The following is an 18863-nucleotide window of genomic DNA, read 5'->3' on the forward strand; positions in this document are numbered from 1 at the left end:
CGTGACCGAACTCGCCAAGTCCTTCGAACCCGCCGCCCTGGAAGCCCACTGGGGCCCCACCTGGGAAGCCGCCGGCCTGTACGAGCCGACGCTGGACCCGGCCAAGCCGTCGTTCTCCATCCAGTTGCCGCCGCCGAATGTGACGGGCACGCTGCACATGGGCCATGCCTTCAACCAGACGGTGATGGACTCGCTGACGCGCTACCACCGCATGAAGGGCGACAACACGCTGTGGGTGCCGGGCACCGACCATGCCGGCATCGCGACGCAGATCGTCGTCGAGCGCCAGTTGCAGGCCGCGGGCCAGAGCCGCCACGACCTCGGCCGCAAGAACTTCGTCGCCCGCGTGTGGGACTGGAAGCAGGAGTCCGGCAACACCATCACCGGCCAGATGCGCCGCCTGGGCGACTCGGTCAGCTGGAAGCACGAGTACTTCACGATGGACGAGAAGCTCTCGACCGTGGTCGTCGAGACCTTCGTGCGCCTGTTCGAGGAAGGGCTGATCTACCGCGGCAAGCGCCTGGTGAGCTGGGACCCGGTGCTGCAGTCCGCCGTGTCGGACCTGGAAGTCAGCTCCGAGGAGGAAGACGGCTCGCTGTGGCACATCCGCTATCCGCTGGCGGACGGTTCGGGCTCGGTCGTCGTGGCCACCACACGCCCCGAGACCATGCTGGGCGACGTGGCCGTCATGGTCCATCCCGAGGACGAGCGCTACACCGCGCTGATCGGCAGACAAGTCAAGCTGCCGCTGACGGACCGCGAGATCCCCGTCATTGCGGACGACTACGTGGACCGCGAGTTCGGCACCGGCGTCGTCAAGGTCACGCCGGCCCATGACACCAACGACTACGCCGTCGGCCAGCGCCACGGCCTGGACATGATCTCGGTGCTGGACCTGCAGGCCAGGATCAACGACAACGCACCCGAGACCTACCGCGGCCTGGACCGTTTCGTGGCACGCAAGCGCATCGTGGCGGACCTGGACGCGCAGGGCCTGCTGGTCGAAGTGAAGAAGCACAAGCTGCAGGTGCCGCGCTGCGAGCGCACGGGCCAGGTGGTCGAGCCGATGCTGACGGACCAGTGGTTCGTCGCCGTCACCAAGCCGAGCGCGGACGGCAAGAGCATGGCCACCAAGGCGATCGAGGCCGTCGAGACCGGTGCCGTGAAGTTCCACCCCGAGCAGTGGGTCAACACCTACAACCACTGGATGGGCAACCTGCAGGACTGGTGCATCTCGCGCCAGCTGTGGTGGGGCCACCAGATCCCGGCCTGGTACGGCACGGGCGGCGAGCTGTTCGTCGCACGCAGCGAGGACGAAGCCCACGCGCGCGCCAAGGCGGCCGGCTACCTCGGCGAGCTGACGCGTGACCCCGACGTGCTGGACACCTGGTACTCGTCGGCGCTGGTGCCGTTCTCCACGCTGGGCTGGCCGGAGAAGACGCTGGAGCAGCAGCTGTTCCTGCCCTCGTCCGTGCTCGTGACGGGCTACGACATCATCTTCTTCTGGGTCGCCCGGATGATCATGATGACGACGCACTTCACCGGGCAGGTGCCGTTCAAGGACGTCTACATCCATGGCCTGGTGCGCGACTCGCAGGGCCAGAAGATGAGCAAGAGCGAGGGCAACGTGCTGGACCCGGTGGACCTGATCCAGGGTGTGGACCTCGACACGCTGATCCAGAAATCCACCCAGGGCCTGCGCAAGCCCGAGACCGCGCCCAAGGTGGCGGCCCGCGTGAAGAAGGAGTTCCCCGAAGGCATGCCGGCCTACGGCGCCGACGCGCTGCGCTTCACGATGGCGTCGTATGCGAGCCTGGGTCGCAACATCAACTTCGACACCAAGCGCTGCGAGGGCTACCGCAACTTCTGCAACAAGCTCTGGAACGCGACCCGCTTCGTGCTGATGAACTGCGAAGGCCAGGACTGCGGCCTGGCACACGACCAGGGCGCCTGCCCGCCCGGCTACAACACCTTCAGCCAGGCGGACCGCTGGATCACCAGCGAGCTGCAGCGCGTCGAAGCGGCTGCCGCGCAAGGCTTTGCCGAGTACCGCCTCGACAACGTCGCTAACGCCGTCTACAGCTTCGTCTGGGACGAATACTGCGACTGGTACCTGGAGATCGCCAAGGTGCAGATCCAGACCGGTGACGAGTCCGAGCAACGCGCCACCCGCCGCACGCTGATCCGCGTGCTGGAGACCACACTGCGGCTGCTGCATCCCATTGCGCCCTTCATCACCGAGGAGCTGTGGCAGACCGTGGCGCCCGTGGCAGGCCGCAAGGGGACCGACTTCATCGGCCAGGCGCCCTACCCCGTCAGCCAGCCCGAGCGCGTCGACGCCGAGGCCGACGCGTGGATGACCCAGCTCAAGGCCGTCGTCGGCACCACGCGCAGCCTGCGCAGCGAGATGGCGCTGAGCCCCGCCGAACGCGTGCCGCTGCTTGTGGGCGGCGACCTGGGCTTCCTGAACGAAGCGGCCGCGGTGCTGAAGGTGCTGGCCAAGCTCAGCGCCGTGGAGCTGATCGCGGACGACGCCGAGTTCGCGAAGCAGAGCGCCACGTCGCCGGTGCTCGTCCACGGCGCAAGCCGGCTGGCACTGAAGGTCGAGATCGACGTCGAGGCCGAACGCGCACGGCTGACCAAGGAAGCCACGCGCCTGGAGGGCGAGATCACCAAGGCCGAGGCCAAGCTCTCCAACGAGAGCTTCGTGGCCCGTGCGCCGGCTGCCGTCGTGGAGCAGGAGCGCGCCCGCGTGGCCGGTTTCAAGGAAACGGTGCTGCGCCTGCGCGAGCAGCTCGCGCGGCTGCCGCAGTCGGCTCAGTAGTAGCCGGCGACCTTCGCTTTCGCCTCGCCGCCGCGGCCCTTCGGGGCTTGCGGCGTCAGCAGCTCGTCGATGCCGCGCGCCACGGCCCAGGCGGCGCGCACACGCGACTCGCGCGTGGTGCCCGCCAGCCGCGGCGTCACCTGCAGCGTGCCGATGCCGTGCAGCGGCCGGCCGGGCTCGAGCCGGCCCGGCTCCATGCCGTCGAACCAAGCCGCGCGCAGCTTGCCGCTGCGCAGCGCGTGCGCGAGCGCCGTCTCGTCGACCAGGCTGGAATGCCCGAGGTTGACGAGCACCTGCCCGGCGCGGGCGCCGCCCAGCTGACGCTCGCCGATGACGCCGCGGTAGCGCTCGAAATAAGGCAGCAGCAGCACCAGGCCGTCGCTCTGCTCCATCAGCTCGCCCTGGCCCACGGCCTCGATGCCCCAGCGCGTCCAGGTGCCGTCGCTCGGGTGAACGGCCGGGTCGTAGCCGACGACGCGCGAACCGAAGGCCTGCAGCAGCTGCGTCAACACACGCGCCGTGGGCGTCAGGCCCAGCACGCCGATGGTCGCGCAGCCCAGCTCGCGGCCGACCTTGAGGCCGTCGCTGCCCTCCACGGGCAGGCGACGCAGCAAGGCCAGCAGCGCGCCGACGGCGAACTCCGCCTCCGCAGCAGCGGTGGACGACTGGGAGCGCACGACCTCCACGTCGGCCCGGCGGCAGGCTTCGAGGTCGATGTTCTCGTTGCCGCCGCTGGCGCGGCCGATGGCGCACAGCGTGGGCGCGCCGCGCAGCAGCTCGGCGTCGATGCGGACCTCGGGCGGGGCGATGAGCGCGCGCGAACCCTGCAGCGCGTCGAGCAGGCCGTCGAGATCGCCCACCAGTTCCGGTGCAAAGCGCGCGTCATGGCGCTCGGCCAGCCATTGCACGACCTCGGCGTCCAGCGGTTCCAGGATCAGGACGGACATGTTGATGAAATGGTCACGAGTCCTACGCGTTGCGTCATGACCCCCATGACAGAATCCTCGCGCCTCTTCCATCGAGTTTAAGTTCATGGCCTCTTCGACCCAATCGCCGATCACCAAAGCCATCTTCCCGGTTGCCGGCCTCGGCACGCGCTTCCTGCCCGCCACCAAGGCGCAGCCCAAGGAGATGCTGCCCGTCGTCGACAAGCCGCTGATCCAGTACGCCGTGGAGGAGGCCTACGCTGCCGGGGTGCGCGAGATGATCTTCGTGACCGGGCGCCACAAGCGCCCCATCGAAGACCATTTCGACATGACCTTCGAGCTGGAGGTGGCGCTGGAGAACGCCGGCAAGCAGGAGCTGCTGGACGTCGTGCGCAGCGTCAAGCCCGACGACATGGAGTGCATCTACGTGCGCCAGGCGCAGGCGCTGGGCCTGGGCCACGCCGTGCTGTGCGGCCAGCGCCTGGTGGGCAACGAGCCCTTCGCCGTGCTGCTGGCCGACGACCTGATGGTCGGCCCCGTCGGAGGCCAATCCATCCTGAAGCAGATGGTGGAGCAGTTCCGCGAGTGGCGCGCGTCCATCCTCGCCGTGCAGGAAGTGCCGGCCGAGCACACGCGCCGCTATGGCATCGTCGCTGGCACGCACGTGAACGACCACGTGATGGACGTGAACCGCATCGTCGAGAAGCCCGCGCCCGAAGTCGCGCCGTCACGCCTGGGCGTGGCCGGCCGCTACATCCTGACGCCCGGTGTCTTCCACGAGATCGCCAACCAGCCGCGCGGCGTGGGCGGCGAGATCCAGCTCACCGACGGCATCGCCGGCCTGCTGCGCCGCGAGAAGGTGTTCGCCTACCGCTACGAGGGCAAGCGCTACGACTGCGGCAGCAAGGAGGGGTTCCTGCAGGCCAACGTCGAGCTGGCCCTGGCCCACCCGGACCTCGGCCCGGGCTTCCGTGAGTTCCTGAAAGGCCTTGAGCTCTGAGGCCTGGCGTTCAGCGCCGGCGCAGGATGTGGGTGAACTCGTCGCCCGACGAGTTCTGCTCCACCAGCTCGTTGCCGGTCTGGCGCGCGAAGGCCTGGAAGTCGCGCGTGGACCCCGGATCGGTCGCCACCACGCGCAGCAGCTCGCCGCTGGCCATCTCGGCCAAGGCCTTCTTGGCCTTCAGGATCGGCAGGGGGCAGTTCAGGCCCCGGGTGTCCAGTTCTCGCTGTACGTCCATCTTTGCGCTCATTCGGTCAGTCTCGTTTGATGTCCATCCATTGCGGCTCCAGGCCTTTCGAGCGCAGCCAGGTGGCCAGCGCCTGGCCGGTGCCCTGCGGCCAGCAGCGCACCGCTTCGGGCGCGATCAGCTTGTACTCCGCCAGCTCGGGCGACAGGCGGATGTCGCCGTGCGCCGCCGCATGGTAGGCAATGATGATCTGGTTCATGCGCTGGAAGTCCCACACGCCCAGCAGGTCCAGGGACTGGACTTGCAGCGACGTCTCCTCCGCGATCTCGCGGCGGATGCCCTCCTCGGGCGATTCGCCGGCTTCCATGAAGCCCGTGATCAACCCGAAGAAGCGCCCGGGCCAGGCGGCATTGCGCGCCAGCAGCACGCGGCCCTCACGGTCCGTGCACTCGATGACGGCCGCCAGCACCGGCGTCGGGTTGTTCCAGTGCGTGAAGTCGCAGGCCGGGCAGCGCAGCCGGAGCTTGTCGCCGCCGTCCTCCGCCGCGGTGATCAGCGCCAGTTCGCTCGCGCAGGCCGGGCAGAACCTGAACTGGCCCGTCATGCGGGAAAGACCCCCGTCGACAGGTAGCGGTCGCCGCGGTCGCAGACGATGAAGACGATGGTGGCGTTCTCCACCGTCTTCGCCATCTGCAGTGCCACCCAGCAGGCGCCCGCCGCCGAGATGCCTGCGAACAGCCCTTCCTCGCGGGCCAGGCGCCGCGCCATGTCCTCGGCATCGTCCTGGCTCACCAGCACCAGTTCGTCCACACCGCTGGGGTCGTAGATCTTGGGCAGGTAGGCCTCGGGCCACTTGCGGATACCCGGAATGCGCGAACCCTCGGCCGGCTGCGCACCGACGATGCGCACGCCCGCGTGCTGCTCCTTCAGGTAGCGCGACACGCCGGTGATGGTGCCCGTCGTGCCCATCGCGCTGACGAAGTGCGTGACGCGCCCGCCCGTGTCGCGCCAGATCTCGGGGCCGGTGGTCTCGTAGTGCACGCGCGGGTTGTCGCCATTGGCGAACTGGTCCAGCACGCGGCCCTTGCCGTCGCCCGCCATCTGCTCGGCCAGGTCGCGGGCGTACTCCATGCCGCCGGTGCGCGGGGTCAGGATGAGTTCGGCGCCAAACGCCTTCATCGTCTGCGCGCGCTCGATGGACAGGTCCTCCGGCATGATGAGCACCATGCGGTAGCCGCGGATGGCCGCCGCCATGGCCAGCGCGATGCCGGTGTTGCCCGAAGTCGCCTCGATCAGCGTGTCGCCCGGCTTGATCTCGCCGCGCTCCTCGGCCCGCTTGATCATGCTGATGGCCGGGCGGTCCTTCACCGAGCCGGCCGGGTTGTTGCCCTCCAGCTTGGCCAGGATCACGTTGCCGCGCGCATCGGGCCCCGGCAGCCGCTGCAGGCGCACCATGGGCGTCGCGCCGATGACGTCTTCGAGGGTCGGATAGCTCATGGACACGGATTGTGGCAGCGGGATCCAAACCCGCGCCTTGTCGAGTGCATAATCCGCCCCTCGCGTGACAAGCGCGATGCTGTTTCCGACGGGCCCGGGTGGCGAAATCGGTAGACGCAGGGGACTCAAAATCCCCCGCCGCAAGGTGTGCCGGTTCGAGTCCGGCCCCGGGCACCAGAAGAGACAGCTGTTGGTGTATCGCGCTTGCCGCCGTGTCTGGCAAGCAACCGCTGGGCCGAGACGGCATCCAGGCAGCTCCGTCCGACCCGATGCGGCGACGCGCGCATCGAACACCGCCCAGGCGTGTCGGCCACCCCCCGCGGCATCTCGCTCAGCGCCCCGGAGGTTCAGCGGCGGCAGTGTCCGACGCGCCGAAGGCCCCGTCGGGCGACGACTCCCACATCTGCAGCGTGAACTGCACCAGCGTGCCGCTTTGCGAGGACCGGGCGCTGGCCGTGCCGCCATGCATCTTCGCGATGGCCGCGACGATGGCCAGGCCGAGACCGTGATTGCGGTCCGCGTTGGTGCGCGAGGGGTCGATGCGATAGAAGCGGTCGAACAGCCGCGGCAGGTGGGCCGCGGCGATGACCGGCCCGCGGTTGTGGACGCCGATGGACACGTGGCGGGGGTCCGCGCGGCCGATCCGCACCTCGACCCGCGAGCCCTGCAGCGCGTAGCGCGCCGCGTTGCCGAGCAGGTTGGAGACCGCCCGCCGCACCAGCCCGGTGTCGACCGCCGCCTGCGCGTCACCCAGTACCCGCACCGTCAGCTGCGACTCCGCCAGCACGGCGTCGTGGTAGTCGACCACCTCGGCGACCAACCGGGCCATGCTGGCGGGCGGGGCCCGGCGTGCCGACGCGCCCCGCTCCGCGTTGGACAGGAACAGCATGTCCGCGACGATGACGGCGATGCGCCGCAGCTCCTCCAGGTTGGAGCTCAGCACCTCGTGCAGTTCCGCCGCCGACCGGGGCCGGCGCAGCGCCACGTCGCAGCTGCCGATCAGGATGGACAGCGGGTTGTTCAACTCGTGCGCCACGTCGGCGTTGAAGGCCTCCATGTGCTGGTACGCGACCTGCAGCCGGTCCAGCAAGGCATTGAACTGCACCAGCAGCGGCTGGATTTCCTCGGACTGGCCGGCCAGGTCCAGGCGCTGGTCCAGATGACGCGCATCCAGCGTGGCGGTCTGGCGCGCCAGCGCATTCAGCGGCGCCAGCCCCTTCTTCACCAGCACGAAGCCCGAGGCCGACACCGCCAGCGTGCCGACCAGCGCCGTGGTCAGCAGCGTCCAGAACAGCCGGCTGAGCAGTTGCTCGTCGTTGCTCGTGTCGTAACCCAGCTCGACCCACCCCGGCCCGCCCACCGCGGCGGACAGCGTCACCGGGAAGCCGACGCCTTTGTGCAGGGGCGCCATGCGCCGGCCCACGTTCCTCTCGAACACCGGCGCCCGCCCGGGCTGGCGCACGGCCAGGGACAGCTCGTCGTGCCCGGCCATGAAGTCGCTCAGCAGGTGGCGGATGCTGGCCAGGTCGTGCACGGCACCGCCCTCGTTGAGCAGCCGCTCGACGGCCACGCGCTTGTGCGCCAGCAGCTCGTCCTGCCGGTGGGCCAGCGTCAGGGCGATGACGACGTAGACCACCGCGCACACCCCCCCCAGGCCCACCATGGTCTGCAGCGCGAAGAGGCGCGACAGCCGGCCGCGCAGGCTCGTGGCGCCCAGTGCGCCGGGCGCGGGCGACGGGGGCGTCATGGCGCGCGGTCCTCCAGCACATAGCCCATGCCGCGCACCGTGTGCAGCAGCGGGCGCTCGAACGGCTGGTCCAGCTTGGCGCGCAGCCGGCGGATGGCGACCTCGACGACGTTGGTCTCGCTGTCGAAATTCATGTCCCAGACCTGCTCGGCGATCTCGGTGCGCGACAGCACATGGCCTTGCCGGCGCAGCAGCAGCGCCAGCAGGCTGAACTCCTTGGGCGAGAGATCAAGCCGCTGGCCGGCCCGCATCGCCTTGCGGCGAACGGTGTCGACCTCCAGGTCCGCGACCTTGAACTGCGTCGTCTCGGCCACCGTGCGCGCACCGCTGGCGCGGCGCAGCAGCACCTGGATGCGCGCGACCAGCTCCGAGAAGGCGAAGGGCTTGACCAGGTAGTCGTCGGCGCCGCCCTGCAGGCCGCGCACCCGGTCGTCGATCTGGCCGCGCGCCGTCAGCATCAGCACCGGCACCGCGCGGGTCTGGCGCAGCGCCGCGAGCAGCGCCAGACCATCGATGCCGGGCAGCATCCAGTCCAGCACGATCAGGTCGTAGTCGTGCACGGACGCCATGTGCAGGCCGTCCACACCGTTGTGGGCCACCTCGACCTGGTAGCCCTCCTCGGTCAGCCCCTTGCGCAGGTAGGCGGCCGCCTTGGCTTCATCTTCGACGACCAGCAGCTTCAAGCGCCCTCCGGTGCGGCAGTGTCCTCGGGCGCCGCTCCTGCTCCGGGCGCCGGTTCGTTCTCGCGCCGGTGCACCAGGCGGTACAGCGCAGGCAGCACGAGCAAGGTCAGCGCCGTGGACGACAGGATGCCACCGATGACCACGGTGGCCAGCGGGCGCTGCACCTCCGCGCCCGTGCCGGTCGCGATCGCCATGGGCACGAAGCCGAGGGACGCCACCAGCGCCGTCATCAGCACCGGCCGCAGCCGGGTCACCGCGCCCTCGAAGATCGCCTCGTCCAGCCCCTTGCCGGACTCGCGCAGGTTGCGGATGAACGAGATCATCACCAGCCCGTTGAGCACGGCCACGCCGGACAGCGCGATGAAGCCGACCGCCGCCGAGATCGACAGCGGGATGCCGCGCAGCCACAGCGACACGATGCCGCCGGTCAGCGCGAACGGGATGCCGGTGAACACCAGCAGGCCGTCCTTGACATTGCCGAACATGACGAACAGCAGCGTGAAGACCAGCAGCAGCGACACCGGCACGACGACCTTGAGCCGCTCGGTCGCGGACTGCAGGTTCTCGAACTGGCCGCCCCAGGTCATCCAGTAGCCGGTGGGCAGCTGGACCTGCTGCTGGATGGCGGCCTCCGCCTCGGCGACGAACGAGCCCATGTCGCGCCCGCGCACGTTGGCGCTGACGACCACGCGGCGCTTGCCGTTCTCGCGGCTGACCTGGTTGGGGCCGGGCGCCAGCGTCAGGTCGGCCACCTCGCTGAGCGGGATGAAGCGCCGCGCACCGTTGCCGTCGCCGCGGGTCGGCAGCGGCACCGGCAGCCGCTTGATGGCCTCCAGGTCGGAGCGGACCGACTCGGGCACGCGCACCAGGATGTCGAAGCGGCGGTCGCCCTCGAACATCGTGCCCGCCTCGCGCCCGCCCACCGCCGTCGCCAGCGTGTCCTGCACGTCCTGCACGTTCAGGCCGTAGCGCGCGGTCTTCTCGCGGTCGATCTGCACGGTCAGCATGGGCAGGCCGGTGGTCTGCTCGATGTTGACCTCGGTGGCGCCGGCGATGCCCTTGAGCGTGGCCGCGATGCGCTGCGCCGAGCCGTCCAGCACCGCCATGTCGTCGCCGAACACCTTGACGGCCACATCCGCGCGCACGCCCGAGATCAGCTCGTTGAACCGCAGCTGGATGGGCTGGGAGAACTCGTAGTTCTGCCCCGGCAGCTTCTCCACCTCGGCCTTCACCGCCGCCGCCAGCTCGTCGCGGGTGCGCCGGGGCTGCGGCCAGTCGGCCACCGGCTTGAGCATGATGTAGGCGTCCGAGATGTTGGGCGGCATCGGGTCCGACGCGATCTCGGCCGTGCCGGTGCGCGCGAAGATCCGCTCGATCTCGGGGAACCTGGCCTTCAGCGTCGCCTCCAGTTGCTGCTGCATCGCCACCGACTGCGACAGGCTGGTGCCGGGGATGCGCAAGGTCTGGATGGAGAGGTCGCCTTCGTTCAGGCTGGGCACGAACTCGCTGCCCATGCGCGTGGCCAGCAGCCCCGACAGACCCACGATGACCAGCGCCAGCGTGATGACCAGCGGCTTGGCGTCCATGACGCGCCTGAGCATCGGCTCGTAGGCGCGGCGTGCCCAGCCCATCAGCAGGTTCTCCTTCTCGGCCACCTTGTCGCCGATGAACAGCGCCACGGCGGCCGGCACGAAGGTCATCGACAGGATCATGGCGCCCACCAGCGCGATCACGACCGTGAACGCCATCGGGTGGAACATCTTCCCCTCGACGCCCGCCAGCGCAAAGATCGGCAGGTAGACGATCATGATGATGAGCTGGCCGAACAGCAGCGGGCGGCGCGCCTCCTGGGAGGCCAGGAACACCTCCTGGAACCGCTCGGCGCGGGTCAGCGGGCTGCCCTTGCGGGCCTGCGCATGCGCCAGGCGCCGCACGCAGTTCTCCACGATGACCACGGCGCCGTCGATGATGATGCCGAAGTCCAGCGCGCCCAGGCTCATCAGGTTGGCGCTGACCCGCTGCTGCACCATGCCCGTGAAGGTGAACAGCATCGCCAGCGGGATCACCATCGCCGTCAGCAGCGCGGCGCGGATGTTGCCCAGGAACAGGAACAGGATCGCGATCACCAGCACCGCGCCTTCGAGCAGGTTCTTCTTGACGGTGCCGATGGCCTTGTCCACCAGCGTCGTGCGGTCGTAGACCGTCACCGCGTGCACGCCGGCCGGCAGGTTCTCGTTGATCTGCGCCATCTTCTTGTCGACCGCCTGCGACACGGTGCGGCTGTTCTCGCCGATCAGCATGAAGACGGTGCCCAGCACCACCTCCCTGCCGTTGTCCGTGGCCGCGCCGGTGCGCAGTTCCTTGCCGATCTCCACGGTGGCTACGTCGCGGATGCGCACCGGCACGCTGCCCTCGTTGCGCAGCACCACGTTGCCGATGTCGGCGATGGAGCGCACCTGCCCCGGCGCGCGGATCAGGTACTGCTCGCCGCGCCGCTCGATGTAGCCGGCACCGACGTTGGCGTTGTTGCGCTCCAGCGCGTTGACGACGTCGGCCAGCGTGATGCCGTAGGACGCCAGCCGGCTGGGGTCGGGCGCGACGTGATACTCCTTGGCGAAGCCGCCGATGGAGTTGATCTCGGTGACACCTGCGACGTTGCGCAGCTGCGGCTTGATGACCCAGTCCTGGATCTCGCGCAGGTCGGTCGGCGTGTAGGGCCCGCCGTCGGGCTTCCTGGCGTCAGGCTGCGCCTCCACCGTCCACAGGTAGATCTCGCCCAGGCCGGTGGAGATCGGCCCGATGTCGGGGTCCACGCCGGACGGCAGCTGGCCGCGCGCGCTCAGGATGCGCTCGTTCACCAGCTGGCGGGCGAAGTAGATGTCGGTGCCGTCCTTGAAGATGACGGTGACCTGGGACAGCCCATAGCGCGACAGCGAGCGCGTCTGCTCCAGCCCGGGCAGGCCGGCCATGACGGTCTCGATGGGATAGGTGACGCGCTGCTCGGTCTCCAGCGGCGAGTAGCCGGGCGCCTTGGTGTTGATCTGGACCTGGACGTTGGTGATGTCCGGCACGGCGTCGATGGGCAGCTTCTGGTAGCTGAAGATGCCGAGCGCGGCCATGCCCAGCACGGCCAGCATGACCAGCCAGCGGTGCTCGATGGCGAAACGGATGATGCGTTCAAACATGGGCGTCCCGATCAGTGCGCGTGGCTGGCCGAGGCCTTGCCCGCTTCGGACTTGATGACGAAGCTGCCGGCCGCGGCGTAGGGCCTGCCGGCACGCAGCCCCGACGTCACCTCCACCCGCTTGCCGTCGCTGCGGCCGAGTTCGACCGGCACGGGCGCGAAGCCGTTCGCCGTGCGCACGAAGACGACGGACTTGCCGTCCACGCTCTGCACGGCATCGGCCAAGACCGCCACGGCGGCGGCCGCCTCACCGGCCGCGACCTCGACGTTCACGAACAGGCCCGGACGCCAGGCGTTGCCGGGGTTCTCCAGCACCACGCGCGCCTGCGCGGTGCGGGTCTGCTCACCGATCAGCGCGCCCACATAGGCCACCTGGCCGGTGACGCTCTGGTCGAACGCGCTGGCGCGGATGGTCACGCGCTCGCCGATGCGCACCTGCGTCAGGTCGCGCGCCGGCACGCTGATCTGCGCCCACACCGAGCGCAGGTCGGACACGGTGAACACCTTGGCGTCGTCGCGCACCTGCTCGCCCAGCGCGATGTGCTTCTCGACGATGACGCCGTTGAACGGCGCACGCAGCTCGAAGCGGTTCAGCGCCGACGACTCGGGCGATGCCCCGAGCGCCTGGAGCTTCTGGCGCGCATTGGCCACGGCGATCTCGGCCTCGCGCCAGGCCTGCTCAGCCTGCTGCACATCCTGCTGCGGCGAGATGCGCTGCTCGAACAGCTGCTGCTCGCGTTCGTGGGTGGTGCGGGCCAGCTGCAGGCGCTTCTGGGCGGCCTGCAGTTCGGCGCGCTGGTCCGACACGGTGGGGCTGCTGATCACGGCGAGCAACTGGCCGCGCGTGACCTGCTGGCCCAGCGCGACCGGCACGGCTTCGACGACGCCGCCCACGCGCGGCACCACATGCGCCGTGCGGTCTTCGTTGAAGGCGATCTCGCCGGGCAGCGTCAGCGTCGAGCGCACCGTGGCCGGCCCGGCCGTCTCGATGACGATGCCCGCCGCCTTGATCTGCTCGGCAGACAGGCGCACTTCGCCCGTCTCTTCGTGGCCTTCGTCGGCGCCATGGCCTTCGCCCTCGGCATGCGGCTTGTGGCCCTGGACCTCGCCGTGGTGCTCGTCATCGTCGTGGCCACCGGCCTCGGCGTGCCCGGCGTCCGCGGGAGCGCCCGCGCCCATGCGCAGGATGGCAGCCGCTCCCGCGCCGCCCAGCAGCAGCACAACGGCGATGGCGATCAGTTGCTTCCTGCCGAGCGCCGCGCGCAGCCTGGCCAGGGGTTGGTGGGTGTTGTTCATCGTCGCTCTCAAGGTTGGGTGCCCATCGCGGGGCGGTCGTTCGGGGTGCCGAGCTGCCGGTCGATCTCCGCGGCGTGGCGGTGGACCTGCGCCAGGGCGGCGTAGTACTGGCAGCGCACCTGCAGCCAGGTGCGCTGCGCGTCGAGGGCGTCCAGGAAGCTGAACTTGCCCAGCTCGAAGCCGGTGCGGGCCGCCTCGTAGGCGCTCTGCGCACCGGGCAGCACCTCGCGGCGCAGCGCGTCGACCTCGTCGCGGCGCGCCTGCAGCAGGTCGGCCAGCTGCAGCACCTCGGAGCGCACGCGCAGCGCCTCTGCCTGCGCCCGGGCCTGGGCGGCGTCCTTGCGCCGCAGCGCTTCGAGCTGCGCGCCCTGGTTGCGGTCGAAGAACGGCAGCGGGACGGACACGCTGATGACGGCCTGCGTGCGGCCCAGCTCCTGGGCGCGCTTGGCGCCCACGCCCACGGTCAGGTCGGGCACGCCCTGCGCACGGGCCAGCGTGTAGCCGGCGTCGGCCCGCTGGATCTCCATCTGCGCGCGGCGCACGCTGGGCGCATCCGCCAGCCGGGCCACGATGTCCACGGCCGACGGCGCCGGCGGCAGCACGTCGACCGGGCCGTCGAGCTGCTGAATGGCGCCTTCCTGCAGCCCCATCACCGCGGTCAGGCCGTGCAGCGCGGCCGAGCGTTCGGCCTGCGCCTGGCGCAGCTCGATGCGCGCGCTGGCCGCGGCGACGCGGGCGCGCGTCTCCTCGGTGGGCGACACCTTGCCGGCCGTGACCCGGCGCGCGGCGGCGTCGGCGCCGCTGGCGGCGATGCGCAGCGACTCCTCGGCCACCTTGACCCGCTCCTGGGCGGTGAGCGCGTTGAAGAACGCCTGGATGGCGTCCGCACGCACGTCGGCGCGGCGGGCGGCCAGGTCCAGCGCCGCGATGTCCTGGCCGCGCTGCGCCAGTTCGACCCGCGCCGCGCGCTTGCCGCCCAGCTCCAGCGTCTGGCTCAGTTGAACGGTGGTGGTGCGCGTGGCCGAGCGGGTGTCTTCCTGCTCCACGCCCAGCACCGGGTTGGGCAGCAGGCCGGCCTGGCGCACGCTGCCGTCGCTGGCCGCCAGGTCGGCCGTGGCCGCCCGCAGCTGCGGATTGAGCTGCAGCGCCGTCTGCACGGCGGCCTCCAGCGTGACCGAGCCCGTGGGTGGCGCCGGGGTGGCCGGCGAGGCGACGCGGGCGTCAACGGCCGGCGCCTGGGGGGACGCCGGCGTCTGGGCCTGGGCGACGGATGTGATGAGTGCCGCGCATGCAAGCGGCACGAAGGTTCTGCGCATCGAAAACTCCAGGGTTGCGGAAACAACTCGAAGAATTCGGCGAGGGCGGCGCGGTCAGGGCCGCGACAGGGAATGAGGGAGGAACCGCTGCGCTCGCCGAATCAGGCGATGCGCCACTTGGGCCGTTCATGGCGGTCGGGGCCGCGCGACTGGAAGGCCAGCAGGGGCCCGAAGTCGATGAAGACGTGCGCGGCCAGCGGGAGCTGCCCGGCCACCGGGACCATGGACTTGGCAACGCTCAGGTGGCAGTAGCCGCAGTCGTTGTCCGCGACGAGCTTGCCGCCCTTGGCGGCCGCCGCCTTGCCGGCGTGCTTCCCTGCGGTGCCGGCCTGCGCGTCACCCGGCTTGGCCTCGTGCTCGTGGGCATGGTGGCCGATGTGGGTCTTGGCCGCAGCCGCCTCATGCTGGCAATACGCCGCCGCTGCCGCCCAGCAGAACTGGACCGGCAGCATGAACAGCAGAAAGAGGGTCAGCCAGCGACGCATGGACCGCATTGTCTATGGAACCTGTGAAGCCGGGGTGACGCCGCCGCGCCGCGCGTCGCGACAGGCGGTCGTCTTGCCTGCCGAGGCTGGCGACGTGCCCCGGGAGGGCGACTGGCCGCGGCGATGGCATCGCGCTCGTCGCGGCCCGGCCCGGGCGATCAGCCGCGCTCGGCTTCGCTGCGGGAGACGTAGACCACGAAGGGCTGGTCGATGAAGCCGGCCGGGGCGATGGTGCGCAGGTCGACGGCGCGGTGGTTGGCCGAGTCGAACTTCCAGACGAAGGTCTTGCCGCCCTTCTGGAAGGCCACGGTCTCGCCGCAGTTCACGTTCGACGCCTTCTCGGTGTCGACGTTGATGACGCGCCCGGGCTGGCCCGCAGCGACGGCGGCGACGTCAGCGGCAAGGCCGTGCTGCGACCGGCCGTTGACCATGCGGTCGGCACCCGCGGCCGCCTGGGCGGCGCCCACGGCGACCAGCAGGCTGACGAGCAGGGAAGACTTGGACATGACGCGGTTCATGGGGACTCCTTCAATGAACGGGCGACTCGATGGAGCCACCTGCTGCGTTCACCATGGGCACCAATGTAGAAAGCCGACGCCGACGGGAGCCCTGCCTTCAAAATGACAAATTGGTCATCTGGGGCGGGCCGGCAGTGCGAGCCGGCAGCGCGAGCCGGCAGCAGAGTCGCTCCGTCGACTTGGCCCTGGCCGTGAACGCCCCAGGCTAAGGCAACAGCCCGCCGTCGGCCTTCCGCGGACGCTCGGCCCATGGCACGGTCGAATCCCGATGCTCGATCAAGGGCCGGGGTTCAAACCGTCGCTCGGTGAGGCCGGGCCTGGCCAGCGGCCAGCCGCCTGCGTCCGCGTCGTCCACCAGCAGCACGTGGGTGTCCTGCACGAACTGGTCCGCCAATCGTTCCGCCTCGGCGCGGGTGGGCGCCGTCGTCATCACGTAGCCGATGCGGTCGGCGTTCTCGATCGGCGGGCGCACGCGCTGGCCGGGGCGCTTGAGCAGTTCGACGCAGCGCAGCCCGGCATGCCGGTGGGGCGGCAGCACCACGCGCGCCAGGGTCCCGGGCCTGGGCGCCACGATCCAGCGCGTCGCCGCCACCCCGGATTCCGCCCGGCGCGGCCGTGGCGCGGGCTGGCGCCCCAGGTGGACATCGATCAGGTCGGCATGCACGGAGCGGCCCAGCGCATAGTCCAGCAGCCGCGGGATCTTGGCGCCCACCAGCCGGGCATTGACCTCGATCAGGCGCGGCCCGTCCGCGGTCAGCATGACCTCGGTGTGCGTGGCGCCGCAATCGAACCCGACCGCGTCCAGCACCGCGAAGACGTAGCGCCGGATCGTGTCGAAGGCCGGCGTGTCGGCCTGGAAGCAGCCCCCCGAGATGGCGAGCGACGGCAGCTCGAAGCACTGTTTTTCATTCACGCCCAGCAGGCGGTGTTCGCCTTTGACGGTGAGCGTGTCGCAGCCGACCACCACACCGTGCATGTACCGCTCCACCAGCAGGCGGTCATTGGCGTGCACGCCCAGCCCGTAGTCGGCGCGGCAGGGCAGGAGGCCGTCCAGCGGGCTGAGCAGCGGGTCCAGGTCGGTCGCGTGCCGCAGCACGACGATGTTCTGCGAGCCATAGCCGTCGGCCGGCTTGATGAGTACCGGCAGCCCGAGTCGATCGACCGCGGCGCGGATGGCCGGGTTGGTCTCGGCCAGCGCGAAGTCCGGTTGCGCCATGCCATGGGCCGCCAGCCGCTGGCGCACGCTGAACTTGTCGCGCAGCAGCGCGGCGGTCTGCGGCGAGATGTGCGCCAGCCCCAGGCGCTGCGCCAGCCGCGCCGCCTCGACCAGCCGGATGTCGATCAGGCAGATCACCGCGTCGATGGCGCGGCGCTCGTGCTGCCGCAGGACGGCCGCCTCGACGGCGGCGTCATCGAAGCCCGGCACTTCGATGACGGCATCCGCGAGCGTCAGGGCGACCCCGGCAACGGGCTGCGAGTCGTACATCGCACGGGACTCGCACAGGAACGTGAAAGCGTGCCCTTGTTCGAGCGCCGCGCTCAGGATGTCGGTGTCGTTGCCGCCCGGCAGTTCGATGACGAGGAGATGGGCCATGGAGGTGCTGCCTTTGTGCGTGTTCAGGAGATCTCGGCGAGCCGCAGGCCCATCACGCAAGTGGCCGAGCGGGGGTGGTGGCCGTGGATCTGGCGACGCCTGCGCGATGCGCCTGGGTATCGCGCAACCGCTCGCCGTCGAGGCCGGCGATGGGGCCGAGATGGCGCACGGCGCTCAGGCGGTCAGGTTGATGATCGTGCCCTGTCCAGCCGGCGCGGGTGCCGGCGCGGCGGGGACGCCCGCCGTCACGGGCTGTGCGCCATGGTGCCCGTGAAGATGGCCGCTGCGCTGGGCCTGCAAGGCCTGACCGGCCTGCTGTGCCGCGCTGAGATCACCGCTCTGCAGCGCCTGGCCCAACTGGGACAGGGGGCTGTCCGCGCCGAGGGCCTTGCCGGCAGTCAGGTTGGCGAAGGCCTTCTGCGCGCTCGCGAGGTCGCCGGATTTCAGCGACGAGAACAGGTCCTTGAAATCCTGTTGACGCTGCTGCATGGTGGCCACGCCCGATGTCAGGCTGGTTGAGGCCGCTGAGGAACCATTGATGCGCATGCCCATGGGGTACTCCAGTTGGGGTGGTGTCCGCCGGGCTTGAAGATGCCCGGCGTGGACAAGGGAATGCTGAGCTTGTGCGGCGGGATGGATGGGCCGATATGGCGCACGTCCGGCGCGCAGTTCGCCGCGGAGAAACCCCGTCGATACAAGCGTTCACGATGCTTCACCGAGTAAAGGTTTCTCCCCTCGTGTCAGCTCCGCCGCGCGGCGGTCGAAAACGGGAACGTGGCTCGGCACACCTGATCAATCCTCGTTCAGGACCGCGGCCCAGGAGAAGCACCATGGGTATGAAAATTTCCGCCGGTCAGAGCTCAGCCGCGCAAGGCGGTGCACAGGCCTGGCAGCAACGGCAGCAGCAATTCAAGGCGCTGTCACAGGCCTTGCAGTCCAACGACATCGATGCCGCGAAGGCGGCCTATGCATCGATGACGGCAGGTGCGCCCGCAAGCGCATCCGCCAATGCCAACAGCCCTCTGGCGCAGATTGGCAAGTCCTTGCAGAGCGGCGACCTGGGCGGCGCCCAGCAGGCCTTCGCGGCGCTGCGCTCCCATCGTCGCGGCGGCGACAACCCGCCTGCAAGCGCCGCACCCAACGCGGCGCCGCCCACGTCCACGACGGGCGGCCTGCTCAACGTGGTGGCTTAGGGCCAGGGCACGTCGACACGGCGCTTCGTCGGCCCTTGCCGGAGGTGTAAAGCCCTTTCAGGCCAGACGCCCTCTGACGAAAACAACGTACTGGGGTCGGGTCGGCCCAATCCGGCGCCCACCCGGCACCCCAGCACCCTGCGCCACTGGAATCACCATGTCTGCCATCAGCCCCATGTCCCAAGCCCGTACCCCTGCCGTGACCCAGCAGGCCGCACGGCCCGCGAAGCCAGTGGACGCAGACGGCGACCACGATGGCACCAAGGCTGCGGCTCCTCGCCACGCACCAGCGCTGGCAACGGGCGGCACGCTCGGCACCCGACTCAACACCAAGGCCTGATCGCGGCGGGGCACCGGCGGCGCCGTCCGGTCCGCCTTGTTCCCGCCCGGTGCCCGCAAGACGAAGCGTTTCG

Annotated in this window: 16 protein-coding genes and 1 tRNA gene; 4 read left to right on the plus strand and 13 right to left on the minus strand. The window is 70.1% G+C overall.

What is annotated here, in order from left to right:
- Position 1: 1 nt before the first annotated feature.
- Positions 2-2824 (plus strand): valine--tRNA ligase, encoded by a 2823-nt coding sequence (locus ACO07H_RS15195; protein WP_422015574.1) that lies wholly within the window; start codon positions 2-4, stop codon positions 2822-2824.
- Here ACO07H_RS15195 and ACO07H_RS15200 read toward each other — a convergent pair.
- The gene (locus tag ACO07H_RS15200; protein ID WP_422015576.1) at positions 2818-3771 is read right to left on the minus strand and encodes an NAD(P)-dependent oxidoreductase; all 954 of its coding nucleotides are present in this window, start codon (positions 3769-3771) and stop codon (positions 2818-2820) included. The genes ACO07H_RS15195 and ACO07H_RS15200 overlap by 7 nt on opposite strands.
- Before the next feature lie 85 nt (positions 3772-3856).
- Here ACO07H_RS15200 and galU point away from each other — a divergent pair, with 85 nt between their 5' ends.
- Positions 3857-4750 (plus strand): UTP--glucose-1-phosphate uridylyltransferase GalU, encoded by an 894-nt coding sequence (gene galU, locus ACO07H_RS15205; RefSeq protein WP_422015578.1) that lies wholly within the window; start codon positions 3857-3859, stop codon positions 4748-4750.
- A gap of 10 nt (positions 4751-4760) precedes the next feature.
- Here the strand turns inward: galU and ACO07H_RS15210 are convergent, their stop codons facing one another.
- Genes ACO07H_RS15210 through cysM form a run of 3 tightly spaced genes read right to left on the minus strand, consistent with a single transcriptional unit; the run spans position 4761 to position 6434 of the window.
- On the minus strand, positions 4761-4988 hold the full coding sequence (locus tag ACO07H_RS15210) for a sulfurtransferase TusA family protein (RefSeq protein ID WP_422018645.1): 228 nt from the start codon (positions 4986-4988) through the stop codon (positions 4761-4763).
- A gap of 16 nt (positions 4989-5004) precedes the next feature.
- The gene (locus ACO07H_RS15215) at positions 5005-5541 is read right to left on the minus strand and encodes an NUDIX domain-containing protein (RefSeq protein ID WP_422015580.1); all 537 of its coding nucleotides are present in this window, start codon (positions 5539-5541) and stop codon (positions 5005-5007) included.
- Positions 5538-6434, minus strand: coding sequence for a cysteine synthase CysM (gene cysM / locus ACO07H_RS15220; RefSeq protein ID WP_422015582.1), 897 nt, complete (start codon positions 6432-6434; stop codon positions 5538-5540). The genes ACO07H_RS15215 and cysM overlap by 4 nt, the downstream gene beginning before the upstream one ends.
- Before the next feature lie 92 nt (positions 6435-6526).
- Between cysM and ACO07H_RS15225 the strand changes: the two genes are divergently transcribed.
- Positions 6527-6611 (plus strand) — tRNA-Leu (locus tag ACO07H_RS15225).
- A gap of 154 nt (positions 6612-6765) precedes the next feature.
- On the opposite strand, the gene ACO07H_RS15230 is transcribed toward ACO07H_RS15225, so the two are convergent.
- The 9 genes from ACO07H_RS15230 to ACO07H_RS15270 form a co-directional block, all read right to left on the minus strand.
- Entirely contained in the window at positions 6766-8181 is a 1416-nt protein-coding gene (locus tag ACO07H_RS15230) for a heavy metal sensor histidine kinase (protein WP_422015584.1), read from the minus strand.
- Positions 8178-8864, minus strand: a complete 687-nt coding sequence (locus tag ACO07H_RS15235) for a heavy metal response regulator transcription factor (RefSeq protein WP_422015586.1) — start codon at positions 8862-8864, stop codon at positions 8178-8180. The genes ACO07H_RS15230 and ACO07H_RS15235 overlap by 4 nt, the downstream gene beginning before the upstream one ends.
- Positions 8861-12049: an efflux RND transporter permease subunit gene (locus ACO07H_RS15240; protein WP_422015588.1), complete on the minus strand. Its 3189-nt coding sequence runs from the start codon at positions 12047-12049 to the stop codon at positions 8861-8863. Before ACO07H_RS15240 ends, ACO07H_RS15235 begins: the two co-directional genes overlap by 4 nt.
- An 11-nt stretch (positions 12050-12060) precedes the next feature.
- On the minus strand, positions 12061-13344 hold the full coding sequence (locus tag ACO07H_RS15245) for an efflux RND transporter periplasmic adaptor subunit (protein WP_422015590.1): 1284 nt from the start codon (positions 13342-13344) through the stop codon (positions 12061-12063).
- An 8-nt stretch (positions 13345-13352) separates the two neighbouring features.
- On the minus strand, positions 13353-14660 hold the full coding sequence (locus ACO07H_RS15250; protein WP_422015592.1) for a TolC family protein: 1308 nt from the start codon (positions 14658-14660) through the stop codon (positions 13353-13355).
- 101 nt (positions 14661-14761) lie between these two features.
- The gene (gene czcI, locus ACO07H_RS15255) at positions 14762-15145 is read right to left on the minus strand and encodes a cation efflux protein, CzcI family (RefSeq protein WP_422015594.1); all 384 of its coding nucleotides are present in this window, start codon (positions 15143-15145) and stop codon (positions 14762-14764) included.
- A 158-nt stretch (positions 15146-15303) separates the two neighbouring features.
- Positions 15304-15663 (minus strand): CzcE family metal-binding protein, encoded by a 360-nt coding sequence (locus ACO07H_RS15260; protein WP_422015596.1) that lies wholly within the window; start codon positions 15661-15663, stop codon positions 15304-15306.
- 205 nt (positions 15664-15868) lie between these two features.
- Positions 15869-17257 (minus strand): ATP-grasp domain-containing protein, encoded by a 1389-nt coding sequence (locus ACO07H_RS15265; RefSeq protein ID WP_422015598.1) that lies wholly within the window; start codon positions 17255-17257, stop codon positions 15869-15871.
- A gap of 174 nt (positions 17258-17431) precedes the next feature.
- Complete coding sequence (locus tag ACO07H_RS15270; protein ID WP_422015600.1) at positions 17432-17809, minus strand: hypothetical protein; 378 nt, start codon at positions 17807-17809, stop codon at positions 17432-17434.
- 278 nt (positions 17810-18087) lie between these two features.
- Between ACO07H_RS15270 and ACO07H_RS15275 the strand changes: the two genes are divergently transcribed.
- On the plus strand, positions 18088-18450 hold the full coding sequence (locus ACO07H_RS15275; protein WP_422015602.1) for a hypothetical protein: 363 nt from the start codon (positions 18088-18090) through the stop codon (positions 18448-18450).
- Positions 18451-18863 lie beyond the last annotated feature (413 nt).

Source organism: Roseateles sp., from assembly GCF_965229315.1.
Taxonomy (GTDB): Bacteria; Pseudomonadota; Gammaproteobacteria; order Burkholderiales; family Burkholderiaceae_C; genus Pelomonas.